At 66.4% G+C, this 18,278-nt stretch carries 17 protein-coding genes; 12 read left to right on the top strand and 5 right to left on the bottom strand.

Going from position 1 to position 18,278, the window contains the following annotated elements; all coding sequences use genetic code 11:
- The first annotated feature begins 140 nt into the window (after positions 1 to 140).
- Together sppA and NX02_RS27155 are read left to right on the top strand one after the other, a co-directional pair.
- Complete coding sequence (gene sppA / locus NX02_RS27160; RefSeq protein WP_025295316.1) at positions 141 to 2,018, top strand: signal peptide peptidase SppA; 1,878 nt, start codon at positions 141 to 143, stop codon at positions 2,016 to 2,018.
- Complete coding sequence (locus NX02_RS27155) at positions 2,015 to 2,575, top strand: GNAT family N-acetyltransferase (RefSeq protein WP_025295315.1); 561 nt, start codon at positions 2,015 to 2,017, stop codon at positions 2,573 to 2,575. The genes sppA and NX02_RS27155 overlap by 4 nt, the downstream gene beginning before the upstream one ends.
- Before the next feature lie 115 nt (positions 2,576 to 2,690).
- Here the strand turns inward: NX02_RS27155 and metK are convergent, their stop codons facing one another.
- Positions 2,691 to 3,875 carry a methionine adenosyltransferase gene (gene metK, locus NX02_RS27150; RefSeq protein ID WP_025295314.1) on the bottom strand — a complete coding sequence of 395 codons (1,185 nt, stop codon included), beginning with the start codon at positions 3,873 to 3,875 and terminating at the stop codon, positions 2,691 to 2,693.
- A 72-nt stretch (positions 3,876 to 3,947) separates the two neighbouring features.
- Complete coding sequence (lnt, locus tag NX02_RS27145; protein ID WP_025295313.1) at positions 3,948 to 5,492, bottom strand: apolipoprotein N-acyltransferase; 1,545 nt, start codon at positions 5,490 to 5,492, stop codon at positions 3,948 to 3,950.
- An 88-nt stretch (positions 5,493 to 5,580) separates the two neighbouring features.
- Between lnt and NX02_RS27140 the strand changes: the two genes are divergently transcribed.
- From NX02_RS27140 to NX02_RS27130, 3 genes are all read left to right on the top strand, one after another.
- Positions 5,581 to 6,237 carry a hypothetical protein gene (locus NX02_RS27140; RefSeq protein ID WP_025295312.1) on the top strand — a complete coding sequence of 219 codons (657 nt, stop codon included), beginning with the start codon at positions 5,581 to 5,583 and terminating at the stop codon, positions 6,235 to 6,237.
- Positions 6,234 to 6,656, top strand: a complete 423-nt coding sequence (locus NX02_RS27135) for a VOC family protein (protein ID WP_025295311.1) — start codon at positions 6,234 to 6,236, stop codon at positions 6,654 to 6,656. Before NX02_RS27140 ends, NX02_RS27135 begins: the two co-directional genes overlap by 4 nt.
- Before the next feature lie 214 nt (positions 6,657 to 6,870).
- On the top strand, positions 6,871 to 7,410 hold the full coding sequence (locus NX02_RS27130) for a CarD family transcriptional regulator (protein ID WP_025295310.1): 540 nt from the start codon (positions 6,871 to 6,873) through the stop codon (positions 7,408 to 7,410).
- Positions 7,411 to 7,522: 112 nt separating this feature from the next.
- On the opposite strand, the gene NX02_RS27125 is transcribed toward NX02_RS27130, so the two are convergent.
- Positions 7,523 to 8,320, bottom strand: a complete 798-nt coding sequence (locus NX02_RS27125) for a metallophosphoesterase (protein WP_025295309.1) — start codon at positions 8,318 to 8,320, stop codon at positions 7,523 to 7,525.
- A 306-nt stretch (positions 8,321 to 8,626) separates the two neighbouring features.
- On the opposite strand from NX02_RS27125, the gene NX02_RS27120 reads away from it, so the two are divergent.
- The 5 genes from NX02_RS27120 to rfbA all read left to right on the top strand — a co-directional run bounded on the left by NX02_RS27120 (position 8,627) and on the right by rfbA (position 13,536).
- The gene (locus NX02_RS27120; protein WP_025295308.1) at positions 8,627 to 10,033 is read left to right on the top strand and encodes an exopolysaccharide biosynthesis polyprenyl glycosylphosphotransferase; all 1,407 of its coding nucleotides are present in this window, start codon (positions 8,627 to 8,629) and stop codon (positions 10,031 to 10,033) included.
- Between the two features lie 77 nt (positions 10,034 to 10,110).
- Positions 10,111 to 10,671: a dTDP-4-dehydrorhamnose 3,5-epimerase gene (rfbC, locus tag NX02_RS27115; protein WP_025295307.1), complete on the top strand. Its 561-nt coding sequence runs from the start codon at positions 10,111 to 10,113 to the stop codon at positions 10,669 to 10,671.
- 34 nt (positions 10,672 to 10,705) lie between these two features.
- The gene (rfbB, locus tag NX02_RS27110) at positions 10,706 to 11,776 is read left to right on the top strand and encodes a dTDP-glucose 4,6-dehydratase (RefSeq protein WP_025295306.1); all 1,071 of its coding nucleotides are present in this window, start codon (positions 10,706 to 10,708) and stop codon (positions 11,774 to 11,776) included.
- 3 nt (positions 11,777 to 11,779) lie between these two features.
- Positions 11,780 to 12,673 (top strand): dTDP-4-dehydrorhamnose reductase, encoded by an 894-nt coding sequence (gene rfbD, locus NX02_RS27105; RefSeq protein ID WP_025295305.1) that lies wholly within the window; start codon positions 11,780 to 11,782, stop codon positions 12,671 to 12,673.
- Positions 12,670 to 13,536: a glucose-1-phosphate thymidylyltransferase RfbA gene (rfbA, locus tag NX02_RS27100; RefSeq protein WP_025295304.1), complete on the top strand. Its 867-nt coding sequence runs from the start codon at positions 12,670 to 12,672 to the stop codon at positions 13,534 to 13,536. Before rfbD ends, rfbA begins: the two co-directional genes overlap by 4 nt.
- 42 nt (positions 13,537 to 13,578) lie before the next feature.
- Here the strand turns inward: rfbA and NX02_RS27095 are convergent, their stop codons facing one another.
- Together NX02_RS27095 and NX02_RS27090 are read right to left on the bottom strand one after the other, a co-directional pair.
- Entirely contained in the window at positions 13,579 to 14,547 is a 969-nt protein-coding gene (locus tag NX02_RS27095; RefSeq protein ID WP_025295303.1) for an endonuclease/exonuclease/phosphatase family protein, read from the bottom strand.
- Positions 14,544 to 15,992, bottom strand: coding sequence for an oligosaccharide flippase family protein (locus NX02_RS27090; RefSeq protein ID WP_025295302.1), 1,449 nt, complete (start codon positions 15,990 to 15,992; stop codon positions 14,544 to 14,546). The genes NX02_RS27095 and NX02_RS27090 overlap by 4 nt, the downstream gene beginning before the upstream one ends.
- A gap of 207 nt (positions 15,993 to 16,199) precedes the next feature.
- Here NX02_RS27090 and NX02_RS27085 point away from each other — a divergent pair, with 207 nt between their 5' ends.
- Together NX02_RS27085 and NX02_RS27080 are read left to right on the top strand one after the other, a co-directional pair.
- Positions 16,200 to 17,318 carry an acyltransferase family protein gene (locus NX02_RS27085; RefSeq protein ID WP_158014190.1) on the top strand — a complete coding sequence of 373 codons (1,119 nt, stop codon included), beginning with the start codon at positions 16,200 to 16,202 and terminating at the stop codon, positions 17,316 to 17,318.
- Complete coding sequence (locus tag NX02_RS27080; RefSeq protein WP_025295300.1) at positions 17,315 to 18,241, top strand: SGNH/GDSL hydrolase family protein; 927 nt, start codon at positions 17,315 to 17,317, stop codon at positions 18,239 to 18,241. Before NX02_RS27085 ends, NX02_RS27080 begins: the two co-directional genes overlap by 4 nt.
- Positions 18,242 to 18,278: the final 37 nt, after the last annotated feature.

The following is an 18,278-nucleotide window of genomic DNA, read 5'->3' as shown; positions in this document are numbered from 1 at the left end:
AGTCGATTTTTGTGACGGCTGCGCGCATCCGTCGCCGGACGGCGCCCGATGCGCGCCGGGCCGAGGCCGTGCGTTTACACCGGCCGGCCCAGTCTGTAGCACCTTGACCAATTCCCCTTTGTATCGGCGGAGATTGCCTGGTGAAACTCGTGCGCGGCGCATGGAAGCTCCTGGTGGGCATCAAGGACGCGCTCGTCCTGCTGTTCATGCTGCTGTTCTTCGGACTCTTGTTCGCGACGCTGGCCGCCACGCCCAATCCCGGCGCGGTGACCGCGGGCGCGCTTCTCGTCGACCTCGAAGGCGTGATCGTCGAGCAGCCGGCGGAAACGGACCCGTTCGCCGCGGTCACCGGCAGCCAGGTCATGCGCGAGAACCGCCTGCGCGATGTCGTCCATGCGCTGGAGACCGCCGCAACCGACGATCGCATCAAGGTGGTGGTGCTGGATCTCGATCGCTTCGCCGGAGGCGGCCAGGTCGCGCTCGCCGATGTCGCCGCCGCGCTCGACAAGGTCCGCGCCCGGCGCAAACCGGTGCTCGCCTACGCCACCGGCTATAGCGACGATGGCTATCAACTCGCCGCGCACGCCTCCGAGATCTGGCTCAACCCGATGGGTGCTGCGCTGTTCACCGGCCCGGGCGGCTCGCGCCTCTATTACAAGGGGCTGATCGACAAGCTCGGCGTCACCACCCACGTCTACAAGGTCGGCGTCTACAAGTCCGCGGTGGAACCCTATATCCGCGCGGACCAGTCGCCCGAGGCCAAGCAAGCCAACCAGGCGCTTGCCGACGCTTTGTGGAGCGGCTGGCAGGCCGATGTGGCGAAGGCGCGCCCCAAGGCGAAGCTCGCCGCGTTCATCGCCGCCCCCGACGCCGCGCTGAAAGCCGAGGGCAACGACCTCGCCAAGGCGGCGGTCAGTGCCGGCATCATCGACAGGCTGGGCGACCGCACCGCCTTCGGCAAGCGCGTGGCCGAGATCGCGGGCGCGTCGAACAATGGCGTCGCGGGCCAGTACAAGCATACCAAACTCGCCAACTGGCTGGCCGCCAACCCGGCATCGACCAGCGGCGACGCGATCGGCATCGTCACCGTCGCCGGCGTGATCAGCGATGGCGAGGCCGGGCCCGGCAGCGCCGGCGGCGACACGATCTCGAAGCTGATCCTCGACGCCATCGCCAAGAACAAGCTGAAGGCGCTGGTCGTCCGCATCGATTCGCCCGGCGGCTCCGCGCTCGCCTCCGAACAGATCCGCTCGGCGCTGCTCGAAGCGAAGGCCAAGGGGCTGCCGATCGTCGTGTCGATGGGCTCCGTCGCGGCATCGGGCGGCTACTGGGTGTCGACCGCGGGCGACCGCGTGTTCGCCGAACCAGCGACGATCACCGGCTCGATCGGCGTGTTCGGCATGTTCCCGACGCTGGAGAATGCGCTCGCCAAGATCGGCGTGACCAGCGACGGCGTCGCCACCACGCCGCTCTCTGGCCAGCCGGACATCTATGGCGGCACGACACCGCAGTTCGACGCGGTGATGCAGGCGGGCGTGGAGACGATCTATGGCCGCTTCCTCTCGATCGTGTCGGCCGCGCGCAAGCTGCCCACCGCCGAGGTCGACCGCATCGGCCAGGGCCGCGTGTGGGACGGCGGCACGGCGCGGCAACTCAAGCTGGTCGACGCGTTCGGTTCGCTCGACGCGGCGGTCGAGGAGGCGGCGAAGCGCGCAAAGCTCGATCCCGCCAAGGTCCACCGCGTCTATCTGGAGAAACCCCCGAGCGTCTTCGCGACGCTGATGAAGAGCTTTACGGAAGGCGGGGACGAGGATGATGCCGGTGCGCCGGCCGCCGACCTGCTGACCCGGATGGCGCAGCAGCGCATCGCGGTGGCGGAGCGCGCGGTGGCGGATGCGCGGGCGTTGGCGGAAGGCCCGGCGATCCAGGCGCGGTGCCTGGAATGCGGCGAACCGACCAACAATCCCTCGGCACGGCTTGACCTGTTCACGCGCCTGCTGGCAGGCCTCTACCGATGATCAAGATTCGCGCCGCAAAGCCCGCCGACGCCAACCAGATCGCCGCGATCTACGCCCCCTATGTGGCGGCGAGCGCGGTCTCGTTCGAAACCGATCCGCCCAATGCGCAGTCGATGCGCGGCCGCATGGCCAAGGCGGCGGACCGCTATCCCTGGCTGGTCGCGACCAGCGAGGATGCGGACGTGGTGCTGGGCTATGCCTATGCCAACAGCTTTCGCGATCGCCCCGCCTATCACTGGACGGTCGAGACCTCGATCTATGTCGCGGGCGATCTGCAGCGCCAGGGTGTCGGCCGGCTGCTCTATTCGGCGCTGATCGCGACCTTGCGCGCGCAGGATTATGTCCAGGCGATCGCCGCGCTGGCGATGCCCAACGAGCATACGATCTCGCTGCACGAATCGCTGGGCTTCCGCCGCGCCGGCATGTTCCGCGAGGTCGGCTACAAGCATGGCCAGTGGCGCGATATCGGCTTCTGGCAGCTGGAACTGACCGATAGCGCCAGCCCGCCCCCGAACCCCAAGCCGTTCAGCGAAGTGGGCGTCGTCGGGCCTTATTGATCATTGATCGTGTCGGCGCCCCCATTGGGCAGCCGGCTGCATCACGACGGAAGCAAAAAAGGGGGAGGCTGTTGGCCTCCCCCTTTTTTTCAGTCGTTGACCGCAGGCATCAGCCTCAGGCGAGTTCGCCCTTCAGCGCCTCGACCAGATCGGTCTTTTCCCAGGTGAAGAAGTCGCCATCCGCCTTGCGGCCGAAATGGCCATAGGCGGCGGTCGGCTGATAGATCGCCTTGTTCATGCCCAGGTGAGTGCGGATGCCCTTGGGGGTCAGCCGGACGAGCTTGGGCAGCACCGCCTCGATCTTCGCCTCGTCCACCGTGCCGGTGCCGTGCGTGTCGACATAGAGCGACAGCGGCTCGGCGATGCCGATCGCATAGCTGAGCTGGATGGTGCAGCGCTTGGCGAGGCCGGCAGCGACGATGTTCTTCGCCAGATAGCGCGAGATGTAAGCGGCCGAGCGATCGACCTTGGTCGGATCCTTGCCGCTGAACGCGCCGCCGCCATGCGGGCTGGCGCCGCCATAGGTGTCGACGATGATCTTGCGGCCGGTGAGGCCGGCGTCGCCATCCGGGCCGCCGATTTCGAACAGGCCCGTCGGATTGACGTAGATCTGCGACTGGTCCGCGGGCAGCCAGCCCTTGGGCATGACCTCCTCGAACACGCTCATCGCATAGTCGCGCAGGCGGCGCTGGCCGGCATCGCTGCTGAGCGACTTGGAATGCTGGGTGGAAACGACGAGCGCGGTCGCGCCGGTCGGCACGCCATTCTCGAACTTCAGCGTCACCTGGCTCTTGGCGTCGGGCTCGAGGAAGTCGACGACCCTGGCGTGGCGGTCGGCGGCCATCTTCTCGAGGATGCGGTGCGAATAATAGAGCGTCGCCGGCATCAGATCCGGTGTTTCGTCGCAGGCGAAACCGAACATGATGCCCTGGTCGCCGGCGCCCTCATCCTTGTTGCCGCTCTCGTCCACGCCCTGCGCGATATGCGCGGACTGGCCGTGGAGGTGGCAGGCGAACTCGGCGGTCTGCCAGTGGAAGCCGTGCTGCTCGTAACCGATACGCTTCACGGTCTCGCGCGCGGCATGCTCGATCTCGGCGAGCGACGGGAAAACGTCCTGCTCGCAGCGGACTTCGCCGGCCAGCACGATCCGCTGGGTGGTGACCATCGTCTCGCACGCCACGCGCGCCACCGGGTCACGGCTCAGGAAAAGGTCGACGACGGCGTCCGAAATCTGGTCGGCAACCTTGTCCGGATGGCCTTCGGAGACGCTCTCGGACGTGAAGAGATAATTGCTGCGCATCATGTATCCTGTGTCTGGTGAACCACCATGGTTTGGCCAGGTAAGGATATAAAGATATCCTTATGTCGCCCCTTAGCGTGCGAAACGCGCGCGCGCAATCGCTGCTGCCGCGAGCAAGGCGGCAAGGATGAGCCCCAGCAGGTTGCCGAAGCGCGCAAACAGCGTCGGCGGCGCGGGAGGCGGCAGGTGCCGCTCGATATAGCCCGCCCGATGATGCGGCACCGCCGCGAGCAGGCGCCCATCGGCATCGACGATCGCCGAGATGCCGGTGGGGGTGGAGCGTACGACCGGCATCGCTTCCTCGATCGCGCGCATCCGCGCCTGCGCCAGATGCTGCGGCGGCCCCCACACACCGAACCAGGCATCGTTGGACGGATTGAACAGGAAGGCGGGTCGATCGGCGCGATCGACCACCTGGCCGGAGAAGATCACCTCATAGCAGATCTGCACGCCGACCTTGCCGAAACCCGGAACGGTCAGGCTCTGCGGCCCTGGCCCCGGCCAGAAATCGATATCGCCCGGCACCAGCCTTGAAATGCCGATCAGCGACAGGATCGGCCGCGCCGGCAGATATTCGCCATAGGGCACGAGGTGCGCCTTGTCGTAGCGGCCGGCAAGGCGGGCATCGGGGGTGACCACGAACAGGCTGTTGCGCGCGCCGATCACGCGGCCCTCGGGATCGCCGATCAGCGCGACGCCGCCGGTGAGCAGCATATCGCGCGGGCCGAGCAAGGCCGCGACGCGCAGCCGTGCCCAGCGTTCCTCCTCGAGAAAATCCGGAATCGCCGATTCGGGCCACAGCAGCAGGCGCGGGCCCGGCTGCGTCTTTTCCGAAAGACGCGCGAGCCGCTGGAAATTGGCGGCGGCCATCGCCGGATCATATTTCTGCTGCTGGCCGATATTGGGCTGCACCACCCGAATCAGCGGCTGAGCCTTGTCTTCGGCGATGGTGCGGCTATCGGGATAGAAGCCCATCACCTTGATCGACAGCGGCAGGAACAGCGCGCACAGCAGCGTTGCCGGGGCGGTCCATCCGATGCTGGCCGGGCGCACGGCGCGATGCGTGCCGACGCAGTCGGCGATGTGCAGAACCGCGGCCGCGAGCAGCAGGACGAGCGCCGAGAGACCGTAGGTGCCGACCCACGGCAGCAGGATCTGCGCTGGGCCGGGCGGTAGCAGCACCGCCGACAGCGGGTTCCAGGCGAAGCCGGTGAACAGCGTCGCGCGCAGCCATTCGGTGACCGTCCAGGCGGCGGCGAAGACCAACGCGAACACCGCGGTATCGTGGCGGCCGCGGCGCCAGGCGAGGCCCGCCGCCGCGGCGGGATAGACCGCCAGATAGAGCGAGAGCAGCACGACCGCGCCATAGCCGAGCTGCCAGGGCATCTTGTCCTGATAGGTGAAGGCGTGCGCGATCCAGTTCAGCCCGAGCGTGAAATGACCGACGCCGAACCAGTAGCCGCGGGCAAGCGCCCCGCGCAGGCTTCCGGCCTCGCGCACGAGATAGAGCAGCAGCGCGAAGGCGACGAGGGTGACCGGCCACAGATCGAGCGGCGCAAAGCCGGTCGCCGAGAGAAATCCGGCGACGAAAGCGAGGATCTTGGGCCGGCTGAACACGGCGCCGCTATTGCGCGGAGTCGTGACAAATACAATCTCCGAGGCGCCATGATTGCGCCGCAGCGGGGCCCGGCCTAGTCAGGGTGCGATGCCCGCCGTCCTCCCCGCCCTCATCGCGACGCTCGCGCTGCTTGCCGCCGGGGCCCCCGCGCCGCCGCTCTCCGCAACCGCGGCGAAGCAGGTGCGCTGCGTGGCCGCGCTGGCGATCGTCGCCACCGAACAGCAGCGCGGCGCCGAAGGCTGGCGCGACTATCCCCGCCTCGCAGAAGACGGCGCAACCTATGCCGAGCGCGTCGTTGCCGAGGTCGCGGAGCAAAGCGGCCGGGCGCCGGCAGCGGTGCAGCAAGCGATCGTCGATGCGGTCGCCGCGATCCAGGCGGAGGCCGGCGACAGCGCCGATCCGGATGCGTTCGCCCGCGCCGAGGCGGACCGCTGCCTGCCGCTGATGCGCGCGAAGGTGCCCGCGCGCGAACAGCCGACATTGCCGCAATGCGCCGCCTATATCCGGCTTGCCTATGACGAGATTCGCGCGCGCGAGGGCGCAACGCCGGCGGCCAAGGATCTCGCGACGATCGCGTCGGTGCTCGATCACCGCGCGCGGGAGATGCTGCGCGGCCAAGGGCGCAGCGATCTCGCAATCGACGAAGCGATGGGCCGCGAGAAGGAACGGGTGACCGCCGCGGCAGCGGCGGGCGCTGCGGACCGTGTCGACCTGCCGCATTGCTTCGATCTGGCAGCGCCATGACGATCCGCCCGTTCCACCTGGCCTTTCCCGTGCACGATCTCGATGCCGCACGCCTGTTTTATGGGGGGCTGCTGGGCTGCGCCGAGGGTCGCAGCGCCGAAACATGGATCGATTTCGATCTCTTCGGCCACCAGATCGTCGCGCATCTCGACCCTGCGGCGGGCGAACGATCGGCGCATCGCAATCCCGTCGATGGCCATGACGTGCCCGTACCGCATTTCGGCGTGGTGCTGACGATGGCAGACTGGCGGGTGCTGGCCGATCGGCTGACCGAAGCGGGCATGAGCTTCGGCATCGCGCCGCACATCCGCTTCGTCGGCCAACCCGGCGAACAGGCGACGATGTTCTTCACCGATCCCAGTGGCAACGCACTGGAGTTCAAGGCCTTTCCCGACGACGCGATGCTGTTCGCGCGCTGAGTCAAAGTCGGCCCGGCGGACGCCAATCAAGGCGGGCTGGCAATTTTATGACGAATCTGCTATACGGGTTGCCGATGCGAACCCTTGTCCGCACCCCAAGCCATATCCTGAGTGGAGAGATCTCGACGTAACGGACGCACCAAGAACCGGCGGCCGACACCGGCAAGCCCCGTGGGGATCTGCGTCCACTTTTTCCAGTGAAAGGTTCTGATTGATGGCTGCCAAAGCGCTGAGCTTCGATGTCGGCGATTATGTTGTTTATCCCAAGCACGGTGTGGGCCGTGTGATCGAGTTGCAGAGCCAGGAAATTGCCGGAGCGAAGCTCGACCTCTACGTCCTGCGCTTCGAGAAGGAGCGTATGACGCTCCGTGTTCCGTTCAACAAGGCCGAATCGGTCGGCATGCGCAAGCTGTCGAGCGACAAGACGCTCAGGGAAGCGCTCGACACGCTGAAGGGCAAGCCCAAGGTCAAGCGCACCATGTGGTCGCGCCGTGCGCAGGAGTATGAGGCGAAGATCAATTCGGGCGACCTCGTGTCGATCGCCGAGGTGGTCCGCGATCTGTTCCGTGCCGACGACCAGCCCGAGCAGAGCTATTCCGAGCGCCAGATCTTCGAAGCTGCCGCCAGCCGCCTCGCGCGCGAACTGGCCGCAATGGAAGAAACCGATGAGCCCGGCGCGCTCAACAAGATCCTGGACATCCTGCGCAAGGCCGCCGCGATCCACAACAAGACCGGCGCGCACGCCGTCGCCTGATCCGTGACACGGCCCGGGCGGTCATGCCCGGTTGAAAGAAGAACGCCCGCACGGCTTGGCCGCGCGGGCGTTTTTCTTTGCGATACGCCGGCAATGCCGGCGCACGCGCCTGTCAGGCGGCAACATCTTCTTCATAGCTGCGCGTCGCAAGGAACCAGCTCTGGTCCCCTTCGAGCCCGAGCGCGGTGAGTCGGCCGCTCTTGTAGGCGCCGGTATCGATGCCGATGCGGTTGCCACGGACGACGGGCATGCGCGAGATGCTGTGTCCATGGACGACCACGACGCCGTGATCGGTCGGGTCTTCGAGAAACTCCTCACGGATCCAGCGCAGGTCCTGCGGGTTCTGGCGATCGAGCGGCTGCCCCGGCTTGATGCCGGCATGAACGAACAGATAGTCGCCGATGCGCACCTGATCGACCATCTTCGACAGGAATTCGATATGGGCCTGCGGCACGCGCTCGGCCATTTCCTGCTGCAGCACTGCGCCGCGCGCGATGATCGCGCGCTCCGGAACGCCATAGCTTTGCAGCGTCTCATAGCCGCCGAACTGGAACCAACCCGATTCGGAGGTCGTGCTGCCGTTCAGCATGTCGAGGAAACATTCCTCATGATTGCCGGCGATGAAATGCAGCGTACGCCCCACCGGCTTATAGGAGATCAGGAAATCGATCACCTGCGCCGATTCAGGGCCACGATCGATCAGATCGCCGAGAAAGACGATATGGACGCCGGTGGCCGCCCCGCGGCGCAATGTGTCCGCCTCGATCTGGAGCAGCAGGGCCTTGAGCAGGTCGAGCCGGCCATGGACGTCGCCGATCGCATAGACGCGATCACCCTCGGGCACCCGCGCGACGCGCGGCGCCGGCTCCTCCCTCCTGTCTCTGCGCGCTTTCCATCTGAACCCCAGCATCAGCCCCACCACACTCGCACTTGCGTGATGCAGGTAGCGCAACCGATGCCTGCAGCGATGTGATGCGAAACACAGTAATGGGCATTCATAGCGCTTAAACCTATCCCCGAACGTGACATAACGCGCGATTTACCGTTCAGTTTCGCCATCATGCCGCATTTGAGGGGACTCTGCCCCTTGCCGCGGCGGTTGAGGACTGTCATAAATATTGCGCTGCAAAATGATAGATCGTTGGCACGGGTCGTCATCGAAAGCGGGGCTTACGTGACAAAACTGCAAACGCGAATCATACCGGCGAACGATGCAGTGGCGGCCCAAGCGGCCACGCTGCCCTCCGCACCGGATTTCGACTCGATTCCGCCCCTTCCGGCGGACCTTCCCCGTCCCAAGAAGACGCGGCGGCTTGCGATCTCGCTGGCGGTGCTGGCGGGAGACATCATCGCGATCACGCTGGCCTTCGTGCTCGTCGGCCTGATCCGTTTCGACGGCGTGCTCGCCAGCGACACCACCAACATGCTGGTCGCGATCCTGCCGGTCTATCTCGGCACGGCGCTCAACAGCAACGCCTATGACACGCGGGCGGTGAGCCAGTGGCGCATGGGCATGTACCGCGCCACGACCTCGCTGCTGTTCACCAGCGGCGCGGCGATCCTCGCGGTCTTCTTCCTGAAGGCGACCGGCGATTTCTCGCGCCTCGTGTTCGGCTTCGGCGTCGCCACCGCCTTCGCGCTGCTCGTCGTGCAGCGCTTCGCCTTCTCCCGCGTGGCGCGCCGCGCGCTGGGCAACAGCGCGCTGACCGAAATCATCATCCGCGACAATGTCGATATCGACGCCAGCGGCGGCCGATTCGTCATCGACGCCAAGCGCTATCGCCTCGCGCCCGCCATCGACGATCCGGTGATGATGGATCGGCTGGGCTGCGTGCTCAAGAACGCCGACCGCGTGATCGTCGCCTGCGCGCCCAAGGATCGCCAGCGCTGGGCGCTCGCGCTGAAGGGCGCGGACGTCAACGCCGAGGTACTTGCGCCGGAACTCGATGCGATCGGCCCGCTTCAGCTCGGCCGTCTCGGCGGTCGCACGACCTTGCAGGTTGCGACCGGCCGCCTCGGCATTACCGATCGCACCTTGAAGCGCATGCTCGATCTGGCCCTGACGCTTGCGGCGATGCCGGTGCTCGCGCCGATCATGGCGGTCATCGCCATTGCGGTGAAGCTCGACAGCCCCGGCCCCGTCTTCTTCGTCCAGCAGCGGATCGGCCAGGGCAACCGCATGTTCAACATGTACAAGTTCCGCTCGATGCGCGTCGAACTGCTCGACAATACGGGCTCGCGCTCGGCCTCGCGCGACGATGACCGTATCACCCGCGTCGGCCGGATCATCCGCCGCACCAGCATGGACGAACTGCCGCAGATCCTGAACGTGCTGTTCGGCAGCATGTCGATCGTCGGCCCGCGCCCGCACGCGCTCGCCTCCAAGGCGGAAAACCTGCTGTTCTGGGATATCGACCATCGGTATTGGGATCGCCACGCGATGAAGCCGGGCCTTACCGGCCTCGCCCAGATCCGCGGCTTCCGCGGCGCGACCAACCATCAGTCCGACCTCAAGAACCGTCTGCAGGCGGACCTCGAATATCTCTCCGGATGGACGGTTTGGCGCGATATCGCGATCATTCTCTCCACCTTCCGCGTGCTCGTGCACCGCAATGCCTTCTGATCACATGGCAGCCCGCCGCTGCCATGCGGGTTGAACAGTACCGCGTCGTCGTTCCTCCGACTTTACCGGAAAAAGCCTTGCCCGTTCTGCTCATCACCCCGCGCCGCTTCGAAGACGAGCGCGGCTGGTTCTCCGAGACCTTCAGCGATCGCGCCATCGAGGCGCTGGGGATCACCCATCCGTTCGTTCAGGACAATCATTCGATGTCCCGCCCGGTCGGCACCTTGCGCGGGCTGCACTATCAGGCGCCGCCGCACGCGCAGGCCAAGCTGGTGCGTTGCGTGCGCGGCCGGATCTGGGACGTCGCGGTCGATATCCGCAAGGGATCGCCGACATACGGCCAATGGACCGCAGCGGAACTGAGCGCGGCCAACGGCAGCCAGCTCTATGTGCCCGCCGGCTTCCTGCACGGCTTCGTCACGCTCGAGCCGGACACCGAGGTGATCTACAAGGTCTCAAGCTATTATGCGCCGGAAAGCGACGGCGGCATCGCGTGGAACGACCCCGACATCGGCCTGCCCTGGCCGCTGCCGGAAGCCGGCCCGACCCTGTCCGTGAAGGACGGCAAGCTGTCCAGCCTCGCCGACTTCGACAGCCCCTTCGCTTATGACGGCGTGCCGCTGACGCCGGTCGCCTGACCTTTCATGCTCGACTGACAGGATTGCTGCCTCGATGACCTTGAACCAACCTCTTCGCGTACTCGTTACCGGCGGCGCAGGCTTCATCGGATCGGCGCTGGTGCGCCAGTTGATCCGCGAGACGCCGCACGAGGTGCTCAATATCGACGCGCTGACCTATGCCGGCAACCTCAGTTCGCTGGCAGAGGTCGATCAGAGCCCGCGCTACCGTTTCGCGCAGGCCGATATCTGCGACCAGGAGGCGATCGGCGCGCTGTTCGCCGAATTCAAGCCCGACATCGTCACGCACCTCGCCGCCGAGTCGCATGTCGACCGCTCGATCGATGGCCCGGCGGCGTTCATCCAGACCAACATCGTCGGCACCTTCACCATGTTGTCGGCGGCGCTCGACTATTGGCGCGGGCTGGATGCCGAGGCGCAGGCGCGCTTTCGCTTCCATCATATCTCCACCGACGAGGTGTTCGGCGCGCTGGGCGACGAGGGCTATTTCACAGAAGAGACGCCCTATGATCCGCGTTCGCCCTATTCGGCGTCGAAGGCGGGGTCCGACCATCTGGTGAGCGCCTGGCACCACACCTACGGCCTGCCGGTGGTGATCACCAACTGCTCGAACAATTACGGGCCCTATCACTTCCCCGAGAAGCTGATCCCGCTGATGATCATCAAATGCCTCGCGGGCGAGACGCTGCCGGTCTATGGCCAGGGCACCAATGTCCGCGACTGGCTGTTCGTGGACGATCATGCGGCGGCGCTGCGCGCGGTGTTCGAACGCGGCAAGGTCGGCGAGAGCTACATGGTCGGCGGCAACAGCGAGCGGAAGAATATCGACGTCGTCAAGACGATCTGTGCCACGCTCGACCGCCTGCGTCCGCGCGAGGACGGCAAATCCTATGCTGAGCAGATCAGCTACGTCACCGACCGGCCCGGCCACGACTTCCGCTATGCGATCGACGCGACCAAGCTGAAGACCGAGCTGGGCTGGCAGCCGCGCGAAACCTTCGAGAGCGGCATCGAGAAGACCATCGACTGGTATCTCCAGCATGAGGGCTGGTGGCAGGAAATCCTGTCGGGTGCCTATCGCGGCGAACGCCTCGGCGTCGGCTAAGCGATGACCGCCCCACGCCCCATCCTCATCACCGGTGCCCACGGCCAGGTGGGCACCGAGCTGCAGCGGCGCGCGCCGGCGCGGTACGAGGTGGTGCCGACCGACCGCGACGAACTCGACATCACCGATGCCGCGGCAATCGCGGCCGCGGTCGCCTCGCGCCCCTGGGCGGCGGTGGTCAACTGCGCCGCGCACACCGCAGTCGACAAGGCCGAGAGCGACGTCGAGGCGTCGTGGCGGCTGAACGCGCTCGCCCCGGCGATCTTCGCCGCCGAGACGCGCAAGGCCGGCATCCCGATCATCCAGATCTCGACCGACTATGTGTTCGAGGGCGATGGCGACCACGCCTATCGCCCCGCCGACCCGACCGGGCCGCGGAGCGTCTACGGCGCCTCCAAGCTGGGCGGCGAACTGGCGGTGCGCACGGCGAACCCGCAGCATGTCGTGCTGCGCACCGCCTGGGTGGTGAGCGCACACGGCAATAATTTCATCAAGACGATGCTGCGCGTCGGCGCCGAGCGGCCGGAGCTTCGCGTCGTCGCAGACCAGTTCGGCTGCCCGACCGGCGCGCCCGACATCGCCGATGGCATCTATGCCGTGCTCGATGCGATCGTGGACGGCAAGGAGCCCTGGGGCACCTATCATCTCGTCAACGCCGGCGAAGGCAGCTGGCACGCGCTGGCCGAGGCGGTTTTCGCCGCCGCGCAGCCGTTCGGCGGGCCCGCACCCGCAGTCGCGGCGATCGGCACCGACGATTATCCCACGCCGGCGCGCCGGCCCGCCAATTCCCGGCTCGACACGTCGAGCTTCATCGCGACCTTCGCCCACCAGCCGCGCCCGTGGCGCGCGATGGTGGACGAGATCGTCGGCGAACTTCTGGAGATCAAGACGGCATGAAGGGCATCATCCTCGCAGGCGGTTCGGGCACCCGGCTTCACCCCGCGACCCTGGCGGTGAACAAGCAGTTGCTGCCGATCTACGACAAGCCGATGATCTATTATCCGCTGTCGGTGCTGATGCTCGCCGGCATCCGCGAGATCCTGATCATTTCGTCGCCCGAATATATCGACAATTACAAGCGGCTGTTCGGCGACGGATCCGAATTCGGCCTCCAGATGAGCTATGTCGTCCAGCCGAGTCCGGACGGTCTCGCGCAGGCGTTCATCCTCGGCCGCGACTTCATCGGCGACGATTCGGCCGCGCTGGTGCTGGGCGACAACATCTTTTTCGGCGCGGGGATGAGCCACGCGCTGCGCGCCGCCGCGCAGCGCGAACGCGGCGCGACCGTGTTCGCCTATCAGGTCGAGGATGCCAGGGCTTATGGCGTCGTCGAGCTCGATGGCGAGAATCGCGCGATCAGCATCGAGGAAAAGCCCGCCGAACCGAAGTCGAACTTCGCGGTGACCGGGCTCTATTTCTACGACAATCGCGTCGTCGAGCTGGCCGAGAAGGTGAAGCCCTCCGCGCGTGGCGAATATGAGATCACCGATCTCAACCGCTTCTACATGGAAATGGGCGAGCTCTATGTCGAGCGTCTATCGCGCGGCTATGCCTGGCTCGATACCGGCACGCATGACAGCCTGATCGAAGCGTCGGAGTTCGTGCGCACCTTGCAACACCGCACCGGCATCCAGATCGCCTCGCTGGAGGAGATCGCCTACGAAAACGGCTTCATCGACCGCGACCAGCTTCGCCGCCGCGGCCAGATGTTCGCCAAGACCAATTACGGCAAATATCTGCTCGCGCTGGCCGACGCCTGACGATCAGCCTCTCCCGCTTGGCGGGAGAGGCCATTCCGCGGCTTACCGCTGCTGCGGAAGTGCGTAATCGACCACCACTGGCAGATGGTCCGCCCCGTCGCTGGCCGGTGCGACGTGGCCGCCAAGCGGCGTGAATTCGCCGCTGGCGAAGATATGGTCGATGGCGATGACCGGCCCGACGATGCCGCTGCGGCGTCCCGGGCCGGGGAAAGTGAAGCCCGGTGCCCAACTCGACCGGCGCAGGCCTTCCTCCATCACCTGGTCGATCGCGGCATAGCCCTCGTTCCACGGGGTCGCGTTGAAGTCACCCGCGGCGATGCCGCTGCCGGTCGCGACGATGTCTTGCGCGAGATCGAGGAAATAGCGGCGGTTGCCGATCACGCCCCGATAGTCCTTCGGTGCGCGGACGTTCCAGACGGTGAACGCGCCGCCGGGCGCGTCCACGCGCGCGCGGAAGATGTCGCGGTCGCCGCGCGTCGTCGTGACGGGCCAGCGCGACAGGATCAGCCGGTTCTGCAATATCGTGCCGTACCAGCCCGGCCGCACCGCCCTGAAGGTGGCGAGAAACGCAGCCGGATCGGCCGCTTCCTGCACGACGAGGATGTCGGGTTCCAGCGTCGCCAGATGGCGCGCGGCCCGCTCCACCAGCGGGTTGGCCGTCTTCAGCGACGCTGTCACCACCCGCATCCGTTGCCCGGCGCTGCCGGCGGACGGCAGCGGCCAATAGATGTGCGACAGGATGAGGACGCCCAGCACCAGTCCGGCGACCGCCGTGATCCAGCCGCGACGAACCGCGGCGACAGCGCCGAGCAACAGCGCCGCCACGCCCCACGCATAACCGCCCGCATTGACCAGCCCGAACATCGGCAGTCCGTCCGCAAAGGCGAGGTAGAGCAGATACCACAGCCAGAGCAGCGCCACGCCGGCGGCGACCGCATGGCCCAGGCCGGGCTTGAAACGGCGCCACGCCGGATCGTGGCGCCGCCGCGCGCTATGCGGTGTCCGGCTCATTCGGCCGGTTGCGGCTTTGCGGGGCGCTGCTTGCGGCGCAACAGCATCTTCAGATCGATGCCGCTGCGCACCGCCGCCAACGCAACCGCGCCGCCGCACAGGCCGGCGAACACCGCGAAGCTGACGATGCGCATGATGAGCCCGGGCGCGGTTTCGTAAAGCACGGTGCCGAGCGTGGCGAGCATCGCCACAGGCACCAGAACCGCGAGCCACACGTCCCACACCTTGAAGCCGTAGCGATTGGTGCAGCGCCACGCGACCGAGACGAGCCCGAGGAACTCGCCAAGGCACATCGCCGCGACGAAGATGTTGAGGTCGGGCGTGATGCTTGCCGAAACGACGCCGAACAGCGGGCTGCCGAGCGCCGCCACCGTACCGAACAGGATGAACTTGGTGTCGCCCACCGCGAGCGACGGCGGCACCGGCAGGCCGTAGATGATCTTGATCGCCACCATGATGCCGGTCAGCGTCATGAAGATCTGGTCGATCGCGAATTTGGGGCCGAAGATCAGTCCGACGATCGGCTCGGCCAGGCAGATCACCCCCGCGCCATAGACCGCGCCGGTCACCGCCAGCGCCAGCGCCCACACCGGATAAAGGCCGGCGATGCGCCTTTCGCCGCTCTCATGCTGCGCGAACAGCGGCAGGGTCACGCTGGTCACGAAGCTCTGGATGATGTTGCGCGGGGTCAGCGCGATCATCATGTTGACGTTGTAGACGGCCGCCGCGGTCAGGCTCATGAACGCGCCGACGATCAGTCGGTCGGCCATGTGGCGCAGCGCCAGGCTCATGCCGTTGGGCACCAGCGGCAGGCTGAACCGGAGGATGGTCGTGGCGTCCTCGGGCGACCAGCGCAGCGACCAGTCGCTGCGCGACACGAGGTGCGAGACGGCGACGAAGATCAGCTGCGCGCCGAGGATGCCGAACAGCATGCAGCGATAATCGTTGAGATACCAGGCGAGGCCGACCGAGATCGCGGTCCACGAGATCTGCGCCGAGGCGAGCGTCACGCCTTCGGGCCAGAAGCGGAAGTCGCGCATCGCTTCCTTCACGCCGAGATGCATGAAGCCGCGGATGAAGCTGGCGACGCCGAGCATCGAGAAGGCCCACCAGGCCTGCGGCGAATCGAACGCCCAGCCGGCCAGCGGCCCGGTGACCGCCAGCAGCAGCCCGATCAGCGCGCCGCGGAGCACGCTCAGCGAATGCATCGTGCCGCGCCTCACGGCCGATTCGCGATCCGCATTGACCACCGCATAGCGATCGAGCCCGATGTCCGTCGAAAGTTCGACGAGCGCCGCCATCACCGACAGCGTGATCGCGAGGCCGAACTGATCCTGTGGCAACAGCCGGGCAAGCAAGAAGGCGCGGAGCAACGGAAAGACGATGTCGGTGACGCGGCCCATCGCCAGAATCGCGGCCGACCGAAATTTCGCTCCGAACAGCATTGCGCCGGGTTCATCCCTTGAACACGCTGCACCGCAGCAGCATCGATCGCCATAGCGCAGCCACCGTCAACTGCAACCGTGCTGCAGCCAGCGACGGCGCTATCGGGCGCCGCGAGAATGCAAAAATTGGCGATGGCTTCGGGCGGTCAATCTGGTAACGGTCGCACGGCGCTGCTGCGTTGCAATATGGCGGAACGGGGAGATTGCGTGAAGTTCAGCCAATCACTTCACGGGCTGCGTGGCGTGGCATCGGTGATGGTGCTCATCGCGCACATCAGCTTCGGTTTCTGGGACCATTTCTACCATGATGACGCGGTGCTCGCACGCATCGTTCATCACGTCGCTTATCTGGGCACCTATGGCGTCGAACTGTTCTTCGTCATCAGCGGCTATGTGATCACCTCCAGCTGCCTGCGCTATTCGCCGCGCGAATTCGCCGGCCGGCGTTTCTGGCGGCTCTATCCCGTGTTCGCGCTGTTCACATTGCTCTACTTCGTCCTGAACCTCGTCACGCGCTACGAGCCGGTGAAGCTGGGCGTCGGCAAGCTGCTGCTCAACCTGACCTTTCTCGACCTTTTCGCGGGCACGCCGGCGCTGACCCCCAACGCCTGGTCGATCACATACGAGGTCTGGTACTATATCGCGACCTACGGTCTGCTGTGGTTCCTGCTGCGCAGCACGAGCCCCTGGCGAGTGGTGGGCGCGATCGCGTTCATGACGCTCGCGGGCTACATGCTCGCCGCCTACGACATCACCATCTATTTCGTCGGCGGCGCGCTGCTTTATTTCCTGCAGCAGCGGCTGCGCCCGGTGATCGCCGCTGGGCCGGCGACCGCGATGGCGCTCGCCGCGCTCGTCGTGATCGTCGCCATCGCGGGCACGATGGACTTCCCGACCAACACCTATCTCGAAATGCCGGGGATGGTGCTGCCCGCGGTCGCGCTCGTCGTGGCGACCCTCATCTTCGTACAGGCGGTGCTGTTCGGACAGGGTGCACTCTCCCGGCTGCTGTGCACGGCGCCGGTCCGCTTCGTCGGCACGATCAGCTACACGCTCTACCTCGCCCACCCCTATGTCTATATCGCGATGCGTGAACTGCTGCGCCGCGTTGGGGTCGGCAATTATCCCTGGCAGATCACGCTGCTGCCCTACCTCGTCGCGACGATCGCGATCGCGCTCGGCGTGTCATGGGTGATCCACAAGCTGGTCGAGGTGGGGCCCTACGAACTGATCTACGGCAACCGGATCTATCGCGATCCCAAGCCTGCCGATCCCACCGAACATGCCCAGCCCGCCGAAGCGGCGATGGAGACCAATCCCCGATGAAACCGTTGATTCGCCGGGTGATCGCCGGCACCGTCGCCATCGCGGCGATCGCCGGCGCGTTTCTGGCGGGCACCGTCTACGGCATCGAATCGGATCCTTATGGCGACTTTCCCGCAGGCACGCTGATCGCGGCAAAGACGCAGGTGCGCACCGCACTCGGCATGTCGAAGGGCTGGTCGAAGTCCAATGCCGACCTGACGGACCAGATCCGGCGCGCCTGCCCCGCCAACGCGCTGGTGGTGGTGACGGGCGGCCAGTCCAATGCCTCCAATGCGATCTCGACGCCGTTCGATGCCGATCCGGCAGCACCCGTCTTCATGTTCTTCGACGGCCACTGCTTCGCGCTGCGCGACCCGCTGCTGGGCACAACCGGCACGCGCGGCAGCGTTTGGTCGCGGCTGGGCCCGGCGCTCGCCGCACGCACCGGCCGGCCGGTGGTGTTCGTCAACGGCGCGATCGGCGGATCGCAGTTCAGCGACTGGACCGACAAGCGTTCGCCCTACATGGCGAACCTGCGCCGGCGCGTCGCCGATGCCGCCAAGCAGCTTGGCCCCGCCGACATCGTGCTGTGGCACCAGGGCGAGACCGACGCCTGGTTCACCACCAGCCAGGCCGAGATCCAGCCGGAGATCAAGCAGGTCACCGACACGGTGCTGACCAGCTTCGCGCTGAAGCCGGCCGCCAAGCTCGTCCTCTACCGCGCCTCGCTGTGCACCGGCGCGCGTCGCAGAACGAGCAACCAGCCGCTGCTCGCGGCGCAGACGGCGGTGGCCGCGGCGAACCCCCGCATCGTTCTGGGGCCGGATACCGACCGCTTCGGCCGCCGCTTCCGCCACGACGACTGCCACTTCAACGATGCCGGCGCGCGCAGCATGGCGGATGCCACACTGGCGCTGATCGCGCCGATGCTGGGTGCGCGCTAAACCGATGATGCTGGACATTTTGCCGCATTGCAGCGAA

This window comes from Sphingomonas sanxanigenens DSM 19645 = NX02 (assembly GCF_000512205.2).
Taxonomy (GTDB): domain Bacteria; phylum Pseudomonadota; class Alphaproteobacteria; order Sphingomonadales; family Sphingomonadaceae; genus Sphingomonas_D; species Sphingomonas_D sanxanigenens.
The sequence above is the reverse complement of the archived record's forward strand: the minus strand, read 5'-3'. Positions and strand labels throughout refer to the sequence as shown.